Here is an 18,926-nt window from a genome sequence, read left to right as displayed (position 1 = left end):
CATACTAATCGGCGACTTACTGTCAGTTATTCACAGCGGTTAAAGTTTAAGCAGTAAAACGCCGTTGCGGCTAAATCACTTGAAACCTGGCAGGCCATTGCGCATAATGCGGGCCTGCAGGATTGGTGTACCCTCTCAGGCAGTCAATGGTAACTCCATTGGTCCTCTCGCAATGCTAGTAGGTTAACCTGGTCAGGTCCGGAAGGAAGCAGCCACAGCTTATGATGCAGGTGCCGGGATGTGGCTGGTGGAGTTGCCACCCACTCCAAGCTTTTTACGATAATCTGCCACCACAATTTCTAACGCTGCCATAATATCGCTGTCAGCGATCTGTTGTTGCTCCAGCAACATAATTAAATCTACGGCCAGTTTGATATGGACCGGCGCATTCGCCAGGCCGCTGTTTTCGCTCTGACCGACTGTAGAATCACTGCTCACTTATTTTCATCCAGAAATTGTCTGGCCCGGCTAACTGCTTCTTTCACTTTCATCTGCATTTCAAAACGTTCGCTCTGTGGCAGGTAAAACGACATATCTACCTCGTAACGAATGTAGCGTGGTGGCAACAAATTAAGTGATATACAACATAAATCAGCCAGGTACTCGCTGTCTTTGCTATTGTCGAGCTCTAATTCAACGATATGATCCAGTAACAGTTTTTCATAATAATTATGAATGTCATCGTCAAGTTTCATTATTGCCTCGTTAGTTTTAGGGGGTTACTAATCAGCATAATCAGCTTGGCGGCAAAAGGCCATAGAAAGATTGAGTTAACTAAGCGGACTGTTACAATGCCCGGGTCAGAATTAGTGGAACCTTGCGATGCAAAAAAATACCACCCCCTGTTACTACGGTGATTATCTGCAGCTGGATAAAATACTCACTGCCCAGGCACCTGAAAGCGCCCGTTATGCTAATGAAGCACATGATGAAACCTTGTTTATTGTGGTGCACCAGGTTTACGAACTGTGGTTCAAACAAATTCTGCACGAATTAAAAGCCGTAATGGCGGTATTTGCAGAAGCCGAGGTTAAAGACCAGCAGTTAACCGGCATTGTTCATAAGCTGAAAAGAGTCATCAGTATCCAGCAACTGCTTAATCAGCAAATTGCGGTAATGGAAACCATGACGCCGCAGGATTTTATGTCGTTCCGCGATTATCTGGTGCCGGCGTCTGGCTTTCAGAGTGTCCAGTTCAAAATGCTGGAAATAGGTCTGGGCCTGAAAAGTGAGTACCGGATCGATTTTGATAAAAACTCGTTTTACAGCCGTTTAAATGAGAAAGACCGTATTTTTCTGGAAGGGCTGGAAACCGAACCCAGTTTGTTTGAGCGAATTGAAAAATGGCTGGAGCGGATGCCGTTTTTACAACTTGATGATTTCAGCTTCTGGCAAATGTACCAAAATGCTACCGAGCAAATGCTGAATGAAGATGCCCGTACCGTAGCCGGCATCGAGCAGATTGCCGAGCCCGAGCGTGAGTTACAGTTGGCAGAGATTGAGCGGACCCGGGCTAAGTTTGCGGCCCTTTTACATGCAGAAAAATATCAGGAGTTGCAGCAGCAGGGCAGTTTCCGGTTAAGCCAGCGTGCCATGTTATCGGCGTTGTTTATCAGCCTGTATCAGGAAGAGCCGGTGTTTAATTTACCGTTTCAGCTGCTTACTTGTCTGACTGAAATAGATGAGAATCTGACAATCTGGCGGTACAAGCATGCGATGATGGTACAGCGGATGCTTGGAACCAAAATAGGAACCGGTGGTTCATCCGGCCATGATTACTTAAAGCGGACGACGGAAAAAAACCGAATTTTTACCGATTTATTTAACATGGCCACTTTTTTACTGCCAAAATCTGACTTGCCGGTATTACCAGAGCAAGTTAAACGTAAATTAGGTTTTTATTTCGGCCCCGAACGGTAAACCAGAAACCGTAAATGCCGCCTTAAACAATTGTAAATGCAGTTGGGTCAAGGCGGCAACATCCCGCTGGTAACCGCCGCCAATGACTGCAGCCACCGGAATATCCCTGCTGCGGCAAGCATTAAGTACCAGCAGGTCCCGCTGATATAGCGCGCTGGTTGAGATTTGTAGTAATCCTAATTCATCTTGCTGGTGTATATCTACACCGGCATCGTAGAGGACCAGTTCAGGCTGATGCCAGTTGAGTAAGCTTTCCAGGCTTTGGTGCACCGCTTCTAAGTATTCAGCATCAGCACACTGTTTGGCCAGACCAATATCCCAATCTGAGCCGATTTTACGGGCTGGAAAGTTTTTCTCGCAATGGACAGAGGCAGTAATAACAGCGGGATCGTCGCTGAAAATGCCGGCCGTGCCATCGCCCTGATGCACATCCAGATCAAAAATCAGAATTTTAGCCAGGCCGCGGGCCAACATGCTGCGGGCTGCAAATGCTAAATCATTGAAGACACAAAAGCCGGCGCCCTCTGCATGTCTGGCATGGTGATAGCCGCCACTCAGATGTAGACCAATACCGCGCTGCAGGGCTAACTCCGCACAAAGACGGGTGCCGGCTACGGATACCAGGGAACGTTCGACCAGCGTCTGTGACCAAGGAAAACCTATCCGGCGCATTGCCTGGGGGGGAATAGTACCATTGCAGATACTGTCGATATAATCACTGTTGTGGATGCAATTAAGTTCGGTAGCAGCAATTGGTTGCGGGGTGCTGAAAGCGTCGGGGGTTATGCCCGAAGCAAGCAATGCCTGATAAAGTGCCTGATATTTGGCAATCGGGTAGCGATGCCGCTCAGGCAGGCTAAGCGCACTGTAGCACGGGTGATACACCAGACCGGGTAAGACCGCCGGCATCAGGGTACCTGACGCTCATGTAGCAAAATTGCCTGCTCAACTTCTGTTATCGCTTTGCGGCAGCGCCCTAGCCGGCCATGCAGTGCTAAAATACGGTTTGCATTCTGGTTATCATAACGCTCGGCCTGTTCAATCATATCCAGTAACCGCCGTTCAAACTGCTGAAACTCAGCTAGCTGCTGATATAAGTTGGTAGCAGGGGCTTTGCCGGGTAGTGACTTTTGTGCGCGTTCATGGCTGATTTTTACCGTGCTTTGAAATTTACTCCGGGTTTGCTGGTTACTAAATGCCCGGGTAAGTGCATTAACCTGAGCAGCAACATGCTCTGCCAGGCGCTGCCGGCTGGCTGCTGAAAGCGCTGGCCGGTCGGCGCTAAGCCGCGCCAGGTTGCGTCTTGCGTCAGCAACGTAGTCAGCTAAATCAGGAGAGTGACAACTAAATAGCCCGCTTTCAAACCAATCCTGAGGTTTGCCAGCCTGGCGCTTGCTGTCAATGTCACAAGCCCACTTATACAGCTCGTTAAGTTGGCTGGCCAATAATTGTATCGGGGTCATGCTGTGCTCCAGGCCTGCCAGGCTAAACGCAGTGCTATGGCGATAACCACACTGATGAAAACCGGCCGGATAAATTTGCTGCCAAAGCGAATAGCGCTATGAGCACCAAGAAAAGCACCCAGCATCAGACATAACCCCATGGCAATGCCAAGTACATAGTCTACGTGGCCCAGCGCCATAAATGCCACCAGCGAAAAGCCATTACTGATAAAGTTCATTGTTCTGGCAACTCCACTGGTCAGCAGCAGGTTTATTTTGTACATCGCCATGCTGGATACCATCCAGAAGGCGCCTGCCCCTGGTCCGGCAACCCCGTCATAAAAGCCCAGCGTTAAGCCTTGTAAGCGTTGCTGCCAATGTAACTTGCTGTTTTCAGGAGGAAGTTGCAGCCGGTCGTCCGGTTGGATCCGGTTAAATAAGGTATAAATGGCAGCCAGTAAAATTAACAATGGCAACAGCTTTTCCAGCAGGTCGGTACTGAGCTGATCTACCACCAGCGTGCCGATCAATGCGCCAACTGCGGTATAAATCAGGCTGCGCCGCCAGTAACGCGGGTTAAAAAGCCTTTTACGATAATAGGTTACTGAGGCGGTAAATGAGCCAAAGGTTGCTGCCAGTTTATTGGTGCCCAGCACCAGATGAGGGGGCAAACCAGCCGTCAGCAAAGCCGGCACGGTTAGCAGGCCGCCACCGCCGGCAATAGCATCGATATAACCGGCAGTAAATGCCACTGCACAGAGAATAAACAATAAATCAGATGTAGGAAGCAGATCAGTTAACACCGGGTTTATCCTGTTGATGCTTACAATTGTCAGTAGTCAATCTGGCGTTGAAAAGGAGGCAGGCTATCTAACATTGCCTTGCCATATGATTTAGTTACCAGACGCCGGTCAAGGATAACGATGCGGCCCTGATCCTGCTCCTGGCGCAGCAGTCTACCACAAGCCTGCACCAGTTTCCTCGCCGTTGCCGGGATTGCCAGTTGTACAAAAGGGTTACCGCCCTTGCGGCTCACAGCTTCACTCATTGCAGCCTCCAGCGGCGACGTTGGTACGGCAAAAGGTAGCTTGGTTATAACCAGATTGGTTAACAACTTGCCAGGTAAATCCAGCCCTTCGGAGAAGCTCTGCGTACCAAACAGAATACTGGTTTTGCTATGCTGGCATTGATGCTGATGCAGACTTAGCAGTGACTGGCGCGATGCTTCGCCTTGCACCAGTAATGACATTCCTTGCTTTCTGAGTGCCTCAGCGACCTGCTGCATTTGCCAATACGAGGCAAACAACACCAGGCTACCCTGTTGTTTCGGCAAGTAATGGGGCAACAAACTTATCAGCTCTTCTGTGTAACCACTGGCTGTGGGCTCGTTATGCATTTTGGGTAAAACAATGACCCCGTTTTGCTGGTATGCAAACGGCGAGTCAACCCGCAGGGTTTGCAGTCCGGGGTGAGCCATCAGCCCTAGTTCATACTTTATATGGTCAAACGAATTTAACACAGTAAGGGTAGCTGAGCACAAAATACAGGCATACGCCTGCGAGAACAGCAGCTGCTCCAGCGTATTGGCGACACTAAGCGGGCAGGCATGGGCTGTAACTTGTTGTTGGTTGTCCCTTACCACCCAGCGGGCCTGAAAAGCTGGCTCTGGCTGGGGCTGAGCATATAATTGCCAGAGCGTTTGCTGTTGCTCCAGCTTTTGCGCCAGCTGGCTTAGCTCCTGCAGCAATTTACTCTGGCTTTTCCGTTTTGCCGGTGTTATCGCGACATCCGCAACTGCGGTACTGATCTTATCCAGCAGGGCCAGGGTTTTCTGAGCACAATTGGCAATAGCTTCAGCTTGCTGCTGCCACAATTTGGGCAGGGCAGCGTGCTCAAAGCGGTGATCTGTCTGCTCGGGCGTACTGAACCAGCGGGCTTGCCATTCACTGAGGCTGCGCTCAATCGGTTTTAGCAGGCTGAGCAACTCGTTACGATAATCGTCCAGTTTCAATAAATCTTTTAAGCTGGTTTCAGGCAGGCTCTGAATTAACTGATTGGCCAGCAAGCCAAGTTTATCCAGCCATAGCTGAGGCTGACTGAGCTGGGCAAAACCAGCGAAGTAATCGCGGCCGCAAGCAGGCAGATGATGCGCCTCGTCAATGACATAAATACACTCTTCCGGTGGTGGCAAAATAGCATTACCTGCGGCTAAATCAGCCAGCAGCAGACTATGGTTTACCACCAGTACCTGAGCGTCAGCTATTTCTGCCCGGGCAAGATGAAACGGGCAATGATGATGCCGTTTATCATTTTTACTGCAATGATATGGGTCAGCGCTGATACTCTGCCACAGCACGTCGTCTATCACTGCGGGCAGGGTGTCTTTATCGCCCAGCCACTGGCGTTTTTGCCAGGACTCATAAAGGGTCTCCAGCAATGCTGACTGGCTTCGTTCGGCACTGGTCAGTAGATCCGGTTGCACCAGCTGATGTTTTAAACGCTCGATACAGGCATAGCGGGAGCGGCCTTTTACCAGATTATATTCAAACTCAATAGCGCTGTGCTGCCGGAAAAAAGGAATGTCTTTATTAATCAGCTGTTCCTGTAAGGCTACTGTCGCCGTGGCAATTACCAGGGTTTTCTGGCGGGCCAGCGCAACGGGTAAAGTTGCAAGTAAATAAGCCAGTGATTTGCCCGTACCTGTGCCTGCTTCAATTAAACCTATGCGGTCGTGCCGGTGATACTGGCCGGCGACAATGTTGGCCATTTCTGCAATAAGTTTATTCTGGCCCGGCCGGTTATGGTAATTAGGTAAAGCGGCTTTTAACTGCTGCTGCGCATCACGAATTTGTTGCTTCAGCTTTTCACTAAGCATGGGTTCAGTTGACATAAGGGCTCATATTGCCTGTATAGACGTACAGTTTGTTAATTCTACCCAGCAAATATTGATTTAGCAAAGCGCTTATAACGCTAAATACGACACTAGATACCGCAGAATGACCCGACTAAGCACGAGATCACCAATTTAGTTCGACAGGCATTTAAAATGACGTTTTTTTAAAATGGTCTTAGTGTAAATAATAAATTACAAATTAAAGGAGGTTATACGCCATGCTCTGTCGCAAAATACCGGTTTTATTGCTTCTGTGGGCCATTTTTGGCAGCTTTAAGTCACATTTAACAGGGATTAGTGCCATTTTGGGGTAAAAAAGGGGTGAAGTTCAAATCGTCTGAATTATGTTCAAAACAACTGGCGGACAGTTATCAGGCGAAATTGTTCAATAAAAGCTGTTGACCCTACCGAAAAATACCGTTTATTATCAGGAAGCGACAAATCGGAGAATATCCGAGATAAATGGAGTGCCAATTGCCTTTAAAGATTGGTAACTGTTAAAAAATAGAATCACTAGCGAGATAGTGGTCCAGGGAGAAATACATGTATACAAATAATAAATTAAATAAAGCTGTGCGCTTAGCTATCGCCTTTGGCGCGGCTTCAGCAACCGCTTTCACTGCGTCAGTAACTGCAGCGGAAGAAGATGAATCGGCTAAGGTTGAGCGGATCGAAGTTACCGGTTCACGTATTAAGCGTACTGATTTAGAAGGTGCTCTGCCTGTAACCGTTATTGACCGTGAGGCCATCGAGTTATCAGGTGAGATTTCTGTAGCTGACTTAATTCGTAACACCACCTTTAACAGTGCCGGTTCGTTCCGTCCACAATCAGGTAGCTCTGCTCAGGGTGTTAGCCAGGTTAACATGCGTGGTCTGGGTGCAAGCCGTACTCTGGTTCTGGTAGATGGCCGTCGTTTAACTATGTCTCCTTCAACCGGTTCATCACAGGATTTAAACTCTATCCCGATGGCGGCCGTTGAGCGTATCGAAATTCTGTCTGATGGTGCATCAGCAGTTTACGGTTCAGACGCAATCGGTGGTGTAATCAACGTTATTACCCGTAAAGACTTCAGCGGTGTGGAACTGAGTGTTGGTGCCGCAGAAGTAAGCATTCCGCGTGAAGGCGGCGAGCGTGAAAATGGTTCAGTAGTATTTGGATCTGCTAACGACACTACTCAGGTAATCGGTGGTGTTTCATGGAACAAACGTGACATTATTTTCGAAAACGCGTTCCCATGGGTTCAGCCAGGCAGCTCTATTTATGGTAATAACTGGCGTCCGGCCAGTGCTGCTGTATTCAGCGCCGTACCTGGCGGCTGTAATGAAGAAAACTTTATTCCTGGCCCTATCGCTGGTAGAGAGCGTTGCCAGTTTAACTTTAACGCGACTAACGCTAACGAAGCATCAATCGGCAACGAGTCGCTGTTTGTTAAGTTAAATCATCAAATTAATGATGACTGGTCATTGTATGCAAACGCCAGTGTTGCTAAAACGTCTTCTTTCGGCCGTTATGCGCCAGCTCCGGACTCAAACATTTTTTACGCTGGTCTGGCTACTCCAGCTGACAGCTACAATAACCCAACCAACCCAGATGCGTGGATGTATGATGCAAACAACCCAAATGCGGTTGCATATGATCCTGCGTTTGTCGGTGCAAACGAAGAAGTATTCTTCTACCACCGTTTTGCTGCCATGGGTAACCGTGACAACACTATCGACAACGAAAACGTTGATTTCCTGATTGGATCTATGGGCCGGATTGGTGAAATTGATATCGATTTCGGTGCCCGTCGTGTTCGTAACCAAACTGTTGGCTTAGGTGATGGCTACCTGGCTGCATCAACTGCCTGGGGTAACGTTAATAACTTTAACCCTGGTTACTGTGATGATGGTTCTTTCAACCCTACTGCTTGTCGTTTTGGTTATGACATTCAGAACCCAGGTTCAAACCCATCAAACGTTTTACAGGCTGGTGTAGTAACCACTGCCCGTAAATCACAGTTTGATATCAATGAGTACTACGGTAGTGCGTCTTTCGATTTATTTGAAATGGCCGGTGGTATTGCTCAGGGTTCAGTTGGTTTTGAGCGCCGTGAAGAAGTTTATTCAGACAAATACGACTCACAATCTGCTGCCGGTTTAGTTGGTGGTTCGTCAGGTAGTTCTGCTGGTGGTGATCGTTCAGTAAACGCAGCGTACTTTGAAGCATTATTACCAGCTACTGATGATTTAGAAGTGTCATTAGCAGGTCGTTTCGATAACTACTCTGATTACGGTTCAGATTTCTCACCAAAAATCGGTTTACGTTATGAAGCAGCCGAAGGCTTGCTGTTACGTGCCTCTTACGGTTTAGGTTTCCGTGCTCCGTCACTGGATATCTTAACTCAGGCTACATCATTCTCAGCTGATTCAGTTGGTGACGCCAGAACGTGTGAAGCGCTTACTGGTGACCCGGATGACCCGTGTCAGATCAACGCTTACTACATCGCTAACCCGGGCTTAAGCTCTGAGTCGTCAACTCAGTATGCGTTCGGTGCAGCATATCAGCTTGATGACTGGTTCTTCATCAAGGCCGATTACTACAACATCGAGATTGAAGATCGGATCCGTTCATTCACGTCTCAGGATCTGGTTAACTTTGAAAATGAAGGTCGGACTCCGCCTCCAGGTTTAGGTGTAACTCGTGATGCTGCTGGTGTTATCACCCGGATCGATGCTGGTTTCGGTAACGAAGGTACTCTGGAAACTTCAGGTGTGGACTTAAATGTCCGTACAAACTTTGATTTCGGTAATGCTGGCCGGTTTATCACTAACCTGTATGTGTCTCACATCCTTGATTACTCTACTGACGGTGGCCGTAATTTAGTGGAAGACCCAGGTTTACCACAACAGCGGATTAACCTGAACAACCAGTACGTAATTGGTGATTTCGACTTCGCGTGGAACATCAACATGATCGGTTCTCAGTACAACACTAACACTGGTGGTGTGCAGGCAGGTCATATCGGCACCTGGACTACCCATGACCTGCAATTAACTTACAGTGCTCCATGGAACGGTAAAATTTCAATCGGCGCCCAGAACGCCTTTGAAAAGATTCCACAGTTCGGTACTTCAGTTGCGGCACGTGGTTCTCGTGACTACAACTTCAACTTATACAACGCTTTCGGTCGTATCACTTACATCCGGTACACTCAGAGCTTCTGATAAGTTAGCAAGTTAATAATAAAGGCAGGCTAACCCCTGCCTTTTTTTTTGGAAAAATATAATGAAATCAACGACGCATTGGGACAGTTACTGGCAGGCAAGCAACAGTCTGAACAGCTTCGGTGAGGGAGAAGCCGCCAGTGGTTACAACGGCGAGTTATTAGCGTTCTGGAACAGCTGCTTTGCGTTGTTACCGGCTAACGCTACAGTAGTTGACATCGGAACCGGCAACGGCGCTATTGCGGTTGCTGCCAGACGATACTCTGATAAAAAGCAATGCAATTACACCATTTTTGGTACCGACGCAGCGCAGATTAATCCACAGCAAGCGTTTACGGCCAATCCGGAAATTGCAGGCTTGTTAAAGACTATTCAGTTTTACCCTGAATGTAAGACAGAACAACTGCCGTTTGCAGACTTATCGGTTGAGCTGGTTACCAGTCAGTTTGCATTTGAATATGCCGAGCGCAAACCGGCGCTGGCTGAATGTCTGCGGATCCTAAAACCGGCAGGGCTCTTTACCGCTATTATGCATCATTCCGGGTCGGAAATTGCCAGAGACAGTGCGGCAGGTTTGGCGATCCTGACCGGGTTTTTACAAAACACCGCCTTTTTTCAGGCGGCACGCACGTTATTAACCTGTATGGCTGAGCAAAGGCAAATGCCTGAGAAACCAGAGTTAGCGGATAATGTGCAGCGGGCAAATCACGCGCTGTTAGCGATTGCTCAGCAAATAAAACTTACAGTAACTGATACGGATATGCACTGGTACAGCGATGTAATGGCCAGAGTGGCAAAGCTGATTATTAACTTTTCAGAAGCCAGTATAAGCAAGCTGGATGCTGAACAGCGAAATTTAACTGCATTTCAGCAGCGTTTAGCTGACCAGCAGCAAGCATCAATGTCGGTTTCTGCTGCGGAGGAATTCAGACAGTACCTATCTGCCCTGGCAGTTAATTTTACGCTGATTGAGTTTAAAATTGACGAGCAGCTATTTGGCTGGATATTAAAAATTAAGAAATAAATTGTAATGATTTTGCAGTTATCGTCAGAATCTATGTGTAGTATTATTCAGGAAAATAAATACAGGAGTGTAGTGTGAAAAGGTTTTTAGCTGTTTTTTTTATCGTGGTCCTCGCTGGTATGCCCGTTGCGGCAAACGAGTTAATTCCGGTGCGGCATTTCTTCGAGCATGCCAAATTTAACAATATGAAAATATCGCCCGATGGTAAGCATATTGCGTTTACCTATCAGGAAGATACTGAAGTTAAACTGGCAGTTATGAAGTTAAGCAATATGGCGGTAACGTCCAGTTTTGCCTTTGGCGAGAATATGCATGTGGTTAATTTTCATTGGGGTAATAAAAGCCGGGTGTTAATGGAGGTGGCTGAAGTAACCGGAAACCTGGTAAATATGTATGGCACTCCGGTGAACCTGTATGCAGCCAATATTGATGGCACCCGACGGTTAGAGTTATTTCGCACCGGCATGTCTGGCTACACTATACTGCATTTATTGCCAGACCAGCCTGACCGGATCCTGATTGGAAAGCGTCACTATGCTGAGCGTAATGGCATGCGGGCCTTTACTATTGATATTAACCGGGCGAAAGAGCGCTATCTGGATGACCAGCCACAAGGTGTGATTGCTGGTTTAATTGCCGACAATAGCGGCGCGATTCGTATCGGTATTGAATACATTGAGGGTGACACCTTTGATGAAAATAAAACCGTTATTCACTACAAAAAAAATGATAGCTGGCAAAAGCTTGATTTACCTTCAAAGCGGGCTAATCCTCAGGTAAGGCCGTTAGGGTTTTCAGCTGACAACAGCCGGGCCTATTTTTCATCGAACCATGATATGGCGGAAGACGATGTCGCCGGCGTATTTGTATATGACTTTAACACCTCTGAGGTTAGCCTGATTGCCAGGCATGCTTTTTCTGATGTTGGCCGCGCCTATCATAGCCATAATGGTGATGTGCTGGCAGTAAGTTATATGACCACCAACAACGAGGTGGAGTTTATTAATCGTGAGCACCGGGACGCTAAACTGCTGGCCGGGTTACAAGCAGCGTTTCCAGACCAGGCAGTGTCGATTACTTCTTTTGACCGGGCCGGCAAAACAGCATTGTTTCGGGTAAGCAGCGATGTTAATCCTGGCGAGTTTTATTTATACGATACTGAGAATGGCCAGGCACGTTATCTGGCATCTGCACTGGGTAAGCTGCAAAAAGATCAACTGCAACCTATGCAGCAAATTAGTTTTAAAGCGCGTGATGGCAAAACTATTCGCGGCTTGCTGACACTGCCATCAGACGGTGCAAAAAACCTGCCGTTAATTGTCAATGTTCACGGCGGTCCTTTTGGTCCTTTTGATAGTTGGGGCTTTAATAGCGATGTCCAGTTTCTGGCAAGCCGCGGCTATGCTGTACTGCAGATAAACTTCCGCGGTTCTGGTGGCTATGGCGATGACTTTCAGCGGGCAGGCCGTTTACAGTGGGGCCATGCAATGCAGGATGACGTAACTGACGGCACCTTATGGGCGATTGAGCAGGGCATTGCTGATAAAGAACGTATCTGTATTTTTGGCGGTAGTTATGGTGGTTACGCTGCGCTGTGGGGTGTGATTAAAGAGCCGGATTTATACAAATGCAGTGTCGGCTACGTCGGTGTTTATGATATGCCGTTGTTCTTTGATGGTGACGGCTCTGATGCCAGTCGTTCGCCTACTATAGAGCAGTATATAACCTCCCACGTAGGTGAAGGTGACGACTATATGCGTTCAATTTCGCCGGTACATCACGTCGATAAAATCAAGGCTGAACTGTTTATTGTCCATGGCTCAAAAGATGTAAGGGTGCCAATTGTCCATGCTAATAACTTGAAAAAAGCGCTGGATGACATTGGCAAGCCATATGAGTGGTTAGTAAAAGAAGATGGCCATGGCTTTTTTAAAGTGGACCACCGCGTAGAGTTGTACTCAAAAATGGTGGAATTTTTTGACAAGCATATCGGTAAGCCAAACTAACTTTCTGGTATTCAAATGGTTAGCTATGCGTAACAAGTTTTAACATTAAAGGTTTGCACTTTGTGACATGTTCCGATAATGTTTAATCTTCAGGTTGAAAAAGCAAGGAGAGAGCAGGTTGAAAATTAAATTAGTAGCGCTAAGTCTTGCCAGCTTACTGATAGTAGGCTGTGCAAGTACATCTGATGTGTCTGACAATCGTGCGTCGCGTAACTTTGAGTTTGAAGTTGTTGATGAAAATGACAAAGTAACTCATATTTGTCGCAATGAGCGTGCAACAGGCAGCAACATTGGCCGGCGTAATTGCCGCACCGTTGAGCAGGTTGAGGCTGACCGTGCTCAGGCGCGCACTGAACTTGAGCGGGCTCAGGGTTCATTAGTCACACCTCCACCGGGTGGCTGATAATCAGACGCGCTAATCACTCAGGCCAGTTAAGAAACCACTGTTACAGTGGTTTTTTTATGCCTGTTCAAAAGAAGTGTCATTAAAAATCTCCAGACAAAAGTAATACTGCTGAAACTGACTACATTAAATGGTAGATTGTCGGTTAAGCCTGAATGACATAGTTGAATTTGCCGGAGCAGACGATTTGTATCTTAATGACCAATTTATAATTATGCAGCGTGGCGGTCAGCTAATGCTCAGCCAGATATCCGGTGTGGCAAAGCCGTTTTTGGTACATGAGCTGGACCTGCTGTTGCTGGCGTTGTTTATTGATAATCACGACAAAGTATCGGTGTGTCATGCCTTTGTAAGTGATGCTGTTGTCCAGAAAAAAGTGCCTCAGATAAAAGCAGAGGCTGTATTTAATCGTATCCGGCAATTGCAGCAGGCTGGTATTTTAGTTAACGAACCTGGTAACAATCCAAATGGTAACTGTTGGCTTAGTGTGGCAAAGCTGATGCCCGGTGAGCTGGTATCAGAGCTGTCAGCCGCTGAGCAGAAGACAGAAATCCCTGAGGCACTTTGTGTCAGCATTCATTTTGCCGCAATAATTACACCAGAAGGCTTTGCTGCCTGGTCAGCCCAACATCAACAGTATATTAGTTTGCCGGTAGCCAGCCTGTTACTGTTATTAGCTTTTGCTGATGGCAAAAAGCAAGCAGAAGTCGTTGCTGCTAAAACTGATTTTTTCGACAGCGTTGGGCAGCCAGAACAGATAATAACAAAGCTTTACGAGCAGGGTTTATTGCTACGGCAAAAACGTATAGTGCATAGTAATGTTGATGATATTCCGGTTTTTAAACCTGCAGCGTCAAAACCAGGCGTAGCCACCAGCTGGCAGCAACTTGACGCGGATGGCCGGATCCCGGTCTATTTTGTGCCGCATATGGAGAATCATCTGCCATTAGCGCTGGGGGTGTTATTCAGTGCGTTACAGCACTATCAGGATGGCGTTTTACTGCAGCGGTTTGTGCTCATTCCCATTAATTTTCTAAATCCCAATGACTTACTAAATGGTCCGTACCGCAAGTTTGGCCCCGGAGTCTGGTTGTTTTCAAATTATATGTGGTCGGTAGATTTAAACCTGCAAATCAGCCAGACAGTGAAGCAACACAATAGCACCAACCTGACGATACACGGTGGCCCCAGTACACCGGATTATCCACAGGCTTGTAAAGATTTCATGCAGCGCCACCGCTCGGTTGATATTTCAGTGCATGGCGAAGGTGAAGTGGCGATAGCCGAGATCTTTGAAACAATTTCGAAAAATGATAACGGTGCCCTGGGTTTTGACGAATTTGCGCTGACCAACGTAACCGGCATTAGTTTTCGAAACGCCCTGAGCCAGAGCATAGTGCATACAGCCGGTCGTACCCGGATGAAAGAGGTTGATGTTATCCCTTCACCTTATTTATCCGGTTATTTTGATGGCTACGGCGGCAGGGTGGAAGCGGCAATTATTGAGACAAATCGTGGCTGCCCTTATGGCTGCACTTTTTGCGACTGGGGCTCGGCAACTAACCAGAAAGTACGTAAATTTGACATGGAGCGGGTTAGGCAGGAAATTGACTGGATTGGCCAGAACAACATTAAAGTAATGTGGATAGCCGATGCTAATTTTGGCATGTATGAACGTGATATTGATATTGCCAGACATATTGTCGCGGTGAAGCAACAATTCGGCTTTCCGCATGAGGTGGTAGTTAATTACACTAAAAACTCAACGTTGAAATTAGTTGAGATCATTAAAATTTTCACTGATGGCGGTATTATCAGTCAGGGTATTATCTCTATTCAGACAACGGATGAAGATACACTTGACGTCATTAACCGTAAAAATATCCGCACCGAACGTTATGATGAGTTAACTCAGATTTTTGATGACTTGAAGTTACCGTTGTCGACCGACCTGATGATAGGCTTACCCGGCATTACGGTAGCCGCATTTGATAATGATTTACAGCGTTACATTGATATGGACGTATCGGTTAAGGCTTATCCAACCCAGTTGTTACCAAACAGCCCGATGGCTGATCCCGCCTATATCGAGAAGCATCAGATTAAGGTTGATGAAAATAACTTTCTGATTTCCAGCTTCAGCTATACCGAACAGGATTTAGCCGAAATGAAAGCCATGTATCAGATGTATGTTATGGCAGACGGTTACTCATTGCTGCGCTATATTATGCGTTATCTGCAATGGGAACATGGTATCAGTGCCATCACGTTTTTGCGGGATCTGTTACGGCAGGTAACTGATGACCCAAATCGTTTTCCGCAGATAAGCTGGGCGGTGCGGTTTTTTAACAATGATAAAACCATGCCAGGTGGCTGGGCCGGTTTTTATCAGCAAATAGCCATGTTTATCGAGCAGCACTACCAGCTATCAGATAGCTCAGCACTGGCGACAGTATTCCGGGTTAACTTATTGTCCATGCCTGACGATAGCCTGAGTTACCCCCTGACAGCGCAATTGCAGCATGACTTTAAACGTTACTTTAAAGAATATAAACAGCTGCAAAAGCCGTTGGCCAGTTACCCGCCGGCAACATTTGAGGTGGCTGATCCTAATTCGATGGTCAGTGTTGATATGAACTACCTGCAATACGATACCCATCAGTTTTTCTGGGAACTCCATTCAGCCGTATCACGGCCAAAATCTGTTTCAGACTTTGCAGCTGCGTGACATGTTGGCCCTAAAGTGTTTTAAGCACATTATTAGGGCCAATAAGTTTATCTACCTGAATTTGCGACGAATAGCGGCACCTGTTATTGACCACTGCTTAATCGGTATGCATATTAGGTCTGAATACTGACAGCTGCGGCTGTCTGTATTTTTTAAGCCGGCCTTATCTGAAAGGGTATAGTCCCGGAGCAATTAAAATAAGAATCGCTTTCATGAAGAGCGGTCCAGGGAGATCAAAATGTTCACAAATAGCAAATTAAGCAAAGCCGTGCGCCTGGCTTTTGCTTTCGGTGCTGCATCAAGCATGTTGGCAGCCGGAGCCGTTTCAGCCCAGACTGAAACTGAAGAAGAAGAAGCAAAAACGGAAAAAACCGAACGCATTCAGGTGGTAGGTTCCCGTATTCGTACTGATGGTATTGACAGTGCTACGCCACTGGAAATTATCAGTGCTGATATCGCCAAAGATCAGGGCCTTAACACCCTGGGTGAATTACTGCGTACCTCAACTGTTGCAGCAGGTTCAGATCAGTTAATTTCTGCCTACTCGGTTGGTTTTGTTACTAACGGTGGTGCAGGTGCTGAATCAATTTCAATGCGTGGCTTAGGAGCAAACCGTACACTGGTGTTGTTAAATGGCCGTCGTGCTGGTCCTGCCGGTACCCGTGGTACCGTATCTGCGTTTGATATGAACGCATTGCCGGTGTCTGCCATTGACCGGGTTGAAATTTTAAAAGATGGTGCATCATCACTGTATGGGTCTGACGCTGTAGCCGGGGTAATTAACATTATTACCAAAAAAGGCGATGATGCCAGTATTAACGTTAGCGGCAGCAAGCCATTTGAGGCAGGTGGCGAAACCTACCGTATTAATGGAACCTACGGTAACACCTTCGATCGTGGTTCATGGCGGGTAGTGGCCGATTACAACGTCAATACCGGATTAAAACGTGGAGACCGTGAATTCTTTGATTGTCAGGAACGGTTATTATTTGATGCCACTACTGGCGAACGGGTAGACCCGATTGATCCTCGCACCGGCAATTATCATTGTACCGACTCAGGCCCGGGCTTATTCAATTTAAACGGTGGTCGGTTTCAATATGACTACACTAATTTTGGCTTCCCGGGCGTAAGTGAAACCAATACCACAGTAACCCAGCACCCTGATGGCTGGTACTGGGCTGGCCATAACGCTGACACTGACGGCTGGTTAGATGGCTTACATCCGTTTCGTTTAAAGCAAACCATGATCCCGGAATCTGCAGTCAGCTCAGTGTTTTTCCAGGGTGATTATGATTTAACTGACGACATTTCTGTTTATGGTGAATTTTTACATAGTCGCCGTAAAACAGAAATTGATAGCGCCCGTCAGTTCTGGACCGCGGATATCGGTTATGTGCCGATTGGTCTGGCACCAGGCTGGGAAGGCACGACCCGGGTATTGCCGGTTGCACTAACAGATCATTACAGCAGCGAAACAACCATCGATTATACCCGGGCAGTTATCGGCGCCGAAGGTATGATTGGCGACTGGTTCTGGGATGCCTCGTTCCAGCGTACACATAATAGCGGTCAGTATGAGCAGGATATTATTATTCGTGATTCAATGCTGATGGCCCAAAATGCGATACTGGGTGGTCCCTGTGCCGGCGAACAAACGCCGTTAACCGGTCGTGACTGTGTGCAGGTTAACTGGTTTACCCCTGAGCATATCAATGGCCAGTTCAGCGACGAAGTACGTGGATTCTTGTTTGGCCGTGATATTGGTAAAACCATTTACAAACAAGATACCGTTGATGCTTATATTACCGGCGACTTGTTCGAATTGCCGGCAGGTATGGTAGGTGCGGTAGTCGGTGCGGCTTATCAGTCAGATATGATTAACGATACGCCGGGTGTTGAAACCCGCCGGGGTAACTCATGGGGCTTAAGCAGCGCCGGTATTACCGCTGGTAGTGCCAATACTAAAGCAGTATATGCAGAAACCAAAGTACCATTATTGCGCGATTTACCACTGGTTGAATCCCTTGATCTTACTGCGTCTGGTCGCTGGACCGATGTAAATACCTACGGAAGCGACACAACCTATAAAGTAGCGGCAAGCTGGGTTATCGGCCATGGTTTCCAACTGCGCGCTTCCCGTGGTACGTCTTTCCGTGCCCCGGCGCTGTTTGAACTGTACCTGGATAATCAGACAGGCTTCCTGGGCCAGACTTCAGATCCGTGTGTTAACTGGATTGAGTCAACTAACCCGCGGATCCGTGAAAACTGTGCGGCTGCTGGTATTCCTGAAACCTATATTGCCGGTGTTGGTGGCTCGATGACTTCTGTTACCGGTGGTGGAGCAGGCGTGCTGGAAGCAGAAACTTCGGTTTCTAAAGGTATTGGTTTAACCTTTGTCAGCCCGGAAAACACCTTTGGTGCGTCAGTTGATTACTACGATGTCACCATCAGTGATCAGGTTTCAAGTGTTAGCGGTGCTGCGGTACTAAGCCAGTGCTACACCTCTGAAAACTTTGCAAATGAACCATTCTGTAACCAGATTGACCGTCGCGACGGTACTGATGGTGACTGGGGTGTTGACGAGGTTCGTGGTGGCTACCTGAACACCTCTGAGCAGAAAGTGCGCGGTGTTGACTTTAAATTCACCTACCAGGATACCTTCTCATTCGGTGATTTACGGATGGTGTTGAACCATACCAACCAGATTGAGCGTTCATTCCAGCAATTCTCTGACAGTGACCGCCTGTTCTATATTAAGCGGGTAGGTAATCCGAAGCATGTTGGTACGTTATCTACCACGTTAACGCGTGATGACTGGCAGTTTAACTGGAACATCAGTTATTTCAGCAAGACATCAAATTACCATTTGTATGCTAATGAGAACCGCACTACTTATCGCGGAACACCGGTTACTTTCTTAGCTGAAACGCCAACCTATATTTTGCACGCAGCGTCTGTCAGCTATACGTACGGCGATCATATCGATCTGACTGTTGGTGTTGCCAACCTGTTTGATAAGCAGCCGCCGGTAGCCAGCCCGGCAGCGTCAAACGTAGTGGGTAACGTACCGCTATTCGCATCGCAGCTGGATTATTTAGGCCGTCGTGCTTTCGTTAATATGACTTATACGTTCTGATAAGTCTGTTACAGCGTACCTTGCTGTAAATTGAAAGCCCCGCACTTTTGCGGGGCTTTTCTTTTTGGATTATTCGCTTTGGCGCTTTTCAAAGCGGCGTAAATTCATTACCATTAGCGCCCTTAAAATGTTCTTCAATAGCAAAGAGTGGATTGGATGGCCGA

The 18,926-nt window shown here is 47.3% G+C and carries 12 protein-coding genes, 1 other RNA gene and 1 pseudogene; 8 read left to right on the top strand and 6 right to left on the bottom strand.

Annotated elements, in window-relative coordinates:
* The first annotated feature begins 156 nt into the window (after positions 1–156).
* Positions 157–253, top strand: an RNA gene (gene ffs, locus KQY15_RS03355) — signal recognition particle sRNA small type.
* A 29-nt stretch (positions 254–282) separates the two neighbouring features.
* Here the strand turns inward: ffs and KQY15_RS19145 are convergent.
* A pseudogene (locus KQY15_RS19145) lies at positions 283–438 on the bottom strand (DUF2496 domain-containing protein); the annotation flags it as partial.
* Positions 435–695, bottom strand: a complete 261-nt coding sequence (locus KQY15_RS03345) for a late competence development ComFB family protein (RefSeq protein WP_217667168.1) — start codon at positions 693–695, stop codon at positions 435–437. The pseudogene KQY15_RS19145 and the gene KQY15_RS03345, both read right to left, overlap by 4 nt.
* Before the next feature lie 127 nt (positions 696–822).
* On the opposite strand from KQY15_RS03345, the gene KQY15_RS03340 reads away from it, so the two are divergent.
* On the top strand, positions 823–1,920 hold the full coding sequence (locus KQY15_RS03340; RefSeq protein WP_217667166.1) for a tryptophan 2,3-dioxygenase family protein: 1,098 nt from the start codon (positions 823–825) through the stop codon (positions 1,918–1,920).
* On the opposite strand, the gene KQY15_RS03335 is transcribed toward KQY15_RS03340, so the two are convergent.
* Genes KQY15_RS03335 through dinG form a run of 4 tightly spaced genes read right to left on the bottom strand, consistent with a single transcriptional unit; the run spans position 1,891 to position 6,252 of the window.
* Entirely contained in the window at positions 1,891–2,829 is a 939-nt protein-coding gene (locus KQY15_RS03335; RefSeq protein ID WP_217667164.1) for a histone deacetylase family protein, read from the bottom strand. The two genes, KQY15_RS03340 and KQY15_RS03335, sit on opposite strands and share 30 nt — an antisense overlap.
* Positions 2,829–3,383, bottom strand: coding sequence for a primosomal replication protein PriC (gene priC, locus KQY15_RS03330; protein ID WP_217667162.1), 555 nt, complete (start codon positions 3,381–3,383; stop codon positions 2,829–2,831). Before priC ends, KQY15_RS03335 begins: the two co-directional genes overlap by 1 nt.
* Entirely contained in the window at positions 3,380–4,165 is a 786-nt protein-coding gene (locus tag KQY15_RS03325; RefSeq protein WP_217667160.1) for a sulfite exporter TauE/SafE family protein, read from the bottom strand. The genes priC and KQY15_RS03325 overlap by 4 nt, the downstream gene beginning before the upstream one ends.
* A gap of 29 nt (positions 4,166–4,194) precedes the next feature.
* Positions 4,195–6,252 (bottom strand): ATP-dependent DNA helicase DinG, encoded by a 2,058-nt coding sequence (gene dinG, locus KQY15_RS03320; RefSeq protein ID WP_217667158.1) that lies wholly within the window; start codon positions 6,250–6,252, stop codon positions 4,195–4,197.
* A 546-nt stretch (positions 6,253–6,798) separates the two neighbouring features.
* On the opposite strand from dinG, the gene KQY15_RS03315 reads away from it, so the two are divergent.
* The 6 genes from KQY15_RS03315 (at position 6,799) to KQY15_RS03290 (ending at position 18,762) form a co-directional block, all read left to right on the top strand.
* Positions 6,799–9,462: a TonB-dependent receptor plug domain-containing protein gene (locus KQY15_RS03315; protein WP_217667156.1), complete on the top strand. Its 2,664-nt coding sequence runs from the start codon at positions 6,799–6,801 to the stop codon at positions 9,460–9,462.
* A 61-nt stretch (positions 9,463–9,523) separates the two neighbouring features.
* Positions 9,524–10,486: a class I SAM-dependent methyltransferase gene (locus KQY15_RS03310; protein WP_217667154.1), complete on the top strand. Its 963-nt coding sequence runs from the start codon at positions 9,524–9,526 to the stop codon at positions 10,484–10,486.
* Positions 10,487–10,560: 74 nt separating this feature from the next.
* The gene (locus KQY15_RS19220; RefSeq protein ID WP_217667152.1) at positions 10,561–12,492 is read left to right on the top strand and encodes an alpha/beta hydrolase family protein; all 1,932 of its coding nucleotides are present in this window, start codon (positions 10,561–10,563) and stop codon (positions 12,490–12,492) included.
* A 118-nt stretch (positions 12,493–12,610) separates the two neighbouring features.
* Entirely contained in the window at positions 12,611–12,895 is a 285-nt protein-coding gene (locus KQY15_RS03300; RefSeq protein ID WP_217667150.1) for a hypothetical protein, read from the top strand.
* Between the two features lie 130 nt (positions 12,896–13,025).
* A complete protein-coding gene (locus tag KQY15_RS03295; protein WP_217667148.1) occupies positions 13,026–15,623 on the top strand; it encodes a B12-binding domain-containing radical SAM protein in 2,598 nt (865 codons plus the stop codon).
* A 238-nt stretch (positions 15,624–15,861) separates the two neighbouring features.
* Positions 15,862–18,762, top strand: coding sequence for a TonB-dependent receptor domain-containing protein (locus KQY15_RS03290; RefSeq protein ID WP_217667146.1), 2,901 nt, complete (start codon positions 15,862–15,864; stop codon positions 18,760–18,762).
* Positions 18,763–18,926 lie beyond the last annotated feature (164 nt).

It is taken from the genome of Arsukibacterium indicum, assembly GCF_019100565.1.
In the GTDB taxonomy this organism is placed as follows: domain Bacteria; phylum Pseudomonadota; class Gammaproteobacteria; order Enterobacterales; family Alteromonadaceae; genus Alishewanella; species Alishewanella indicum.
The sequence above is the reverse complement of the archived record's forward strand: the minus strand, read 5'-3'. Positions and strand labels throughout refer to the sequence as shown.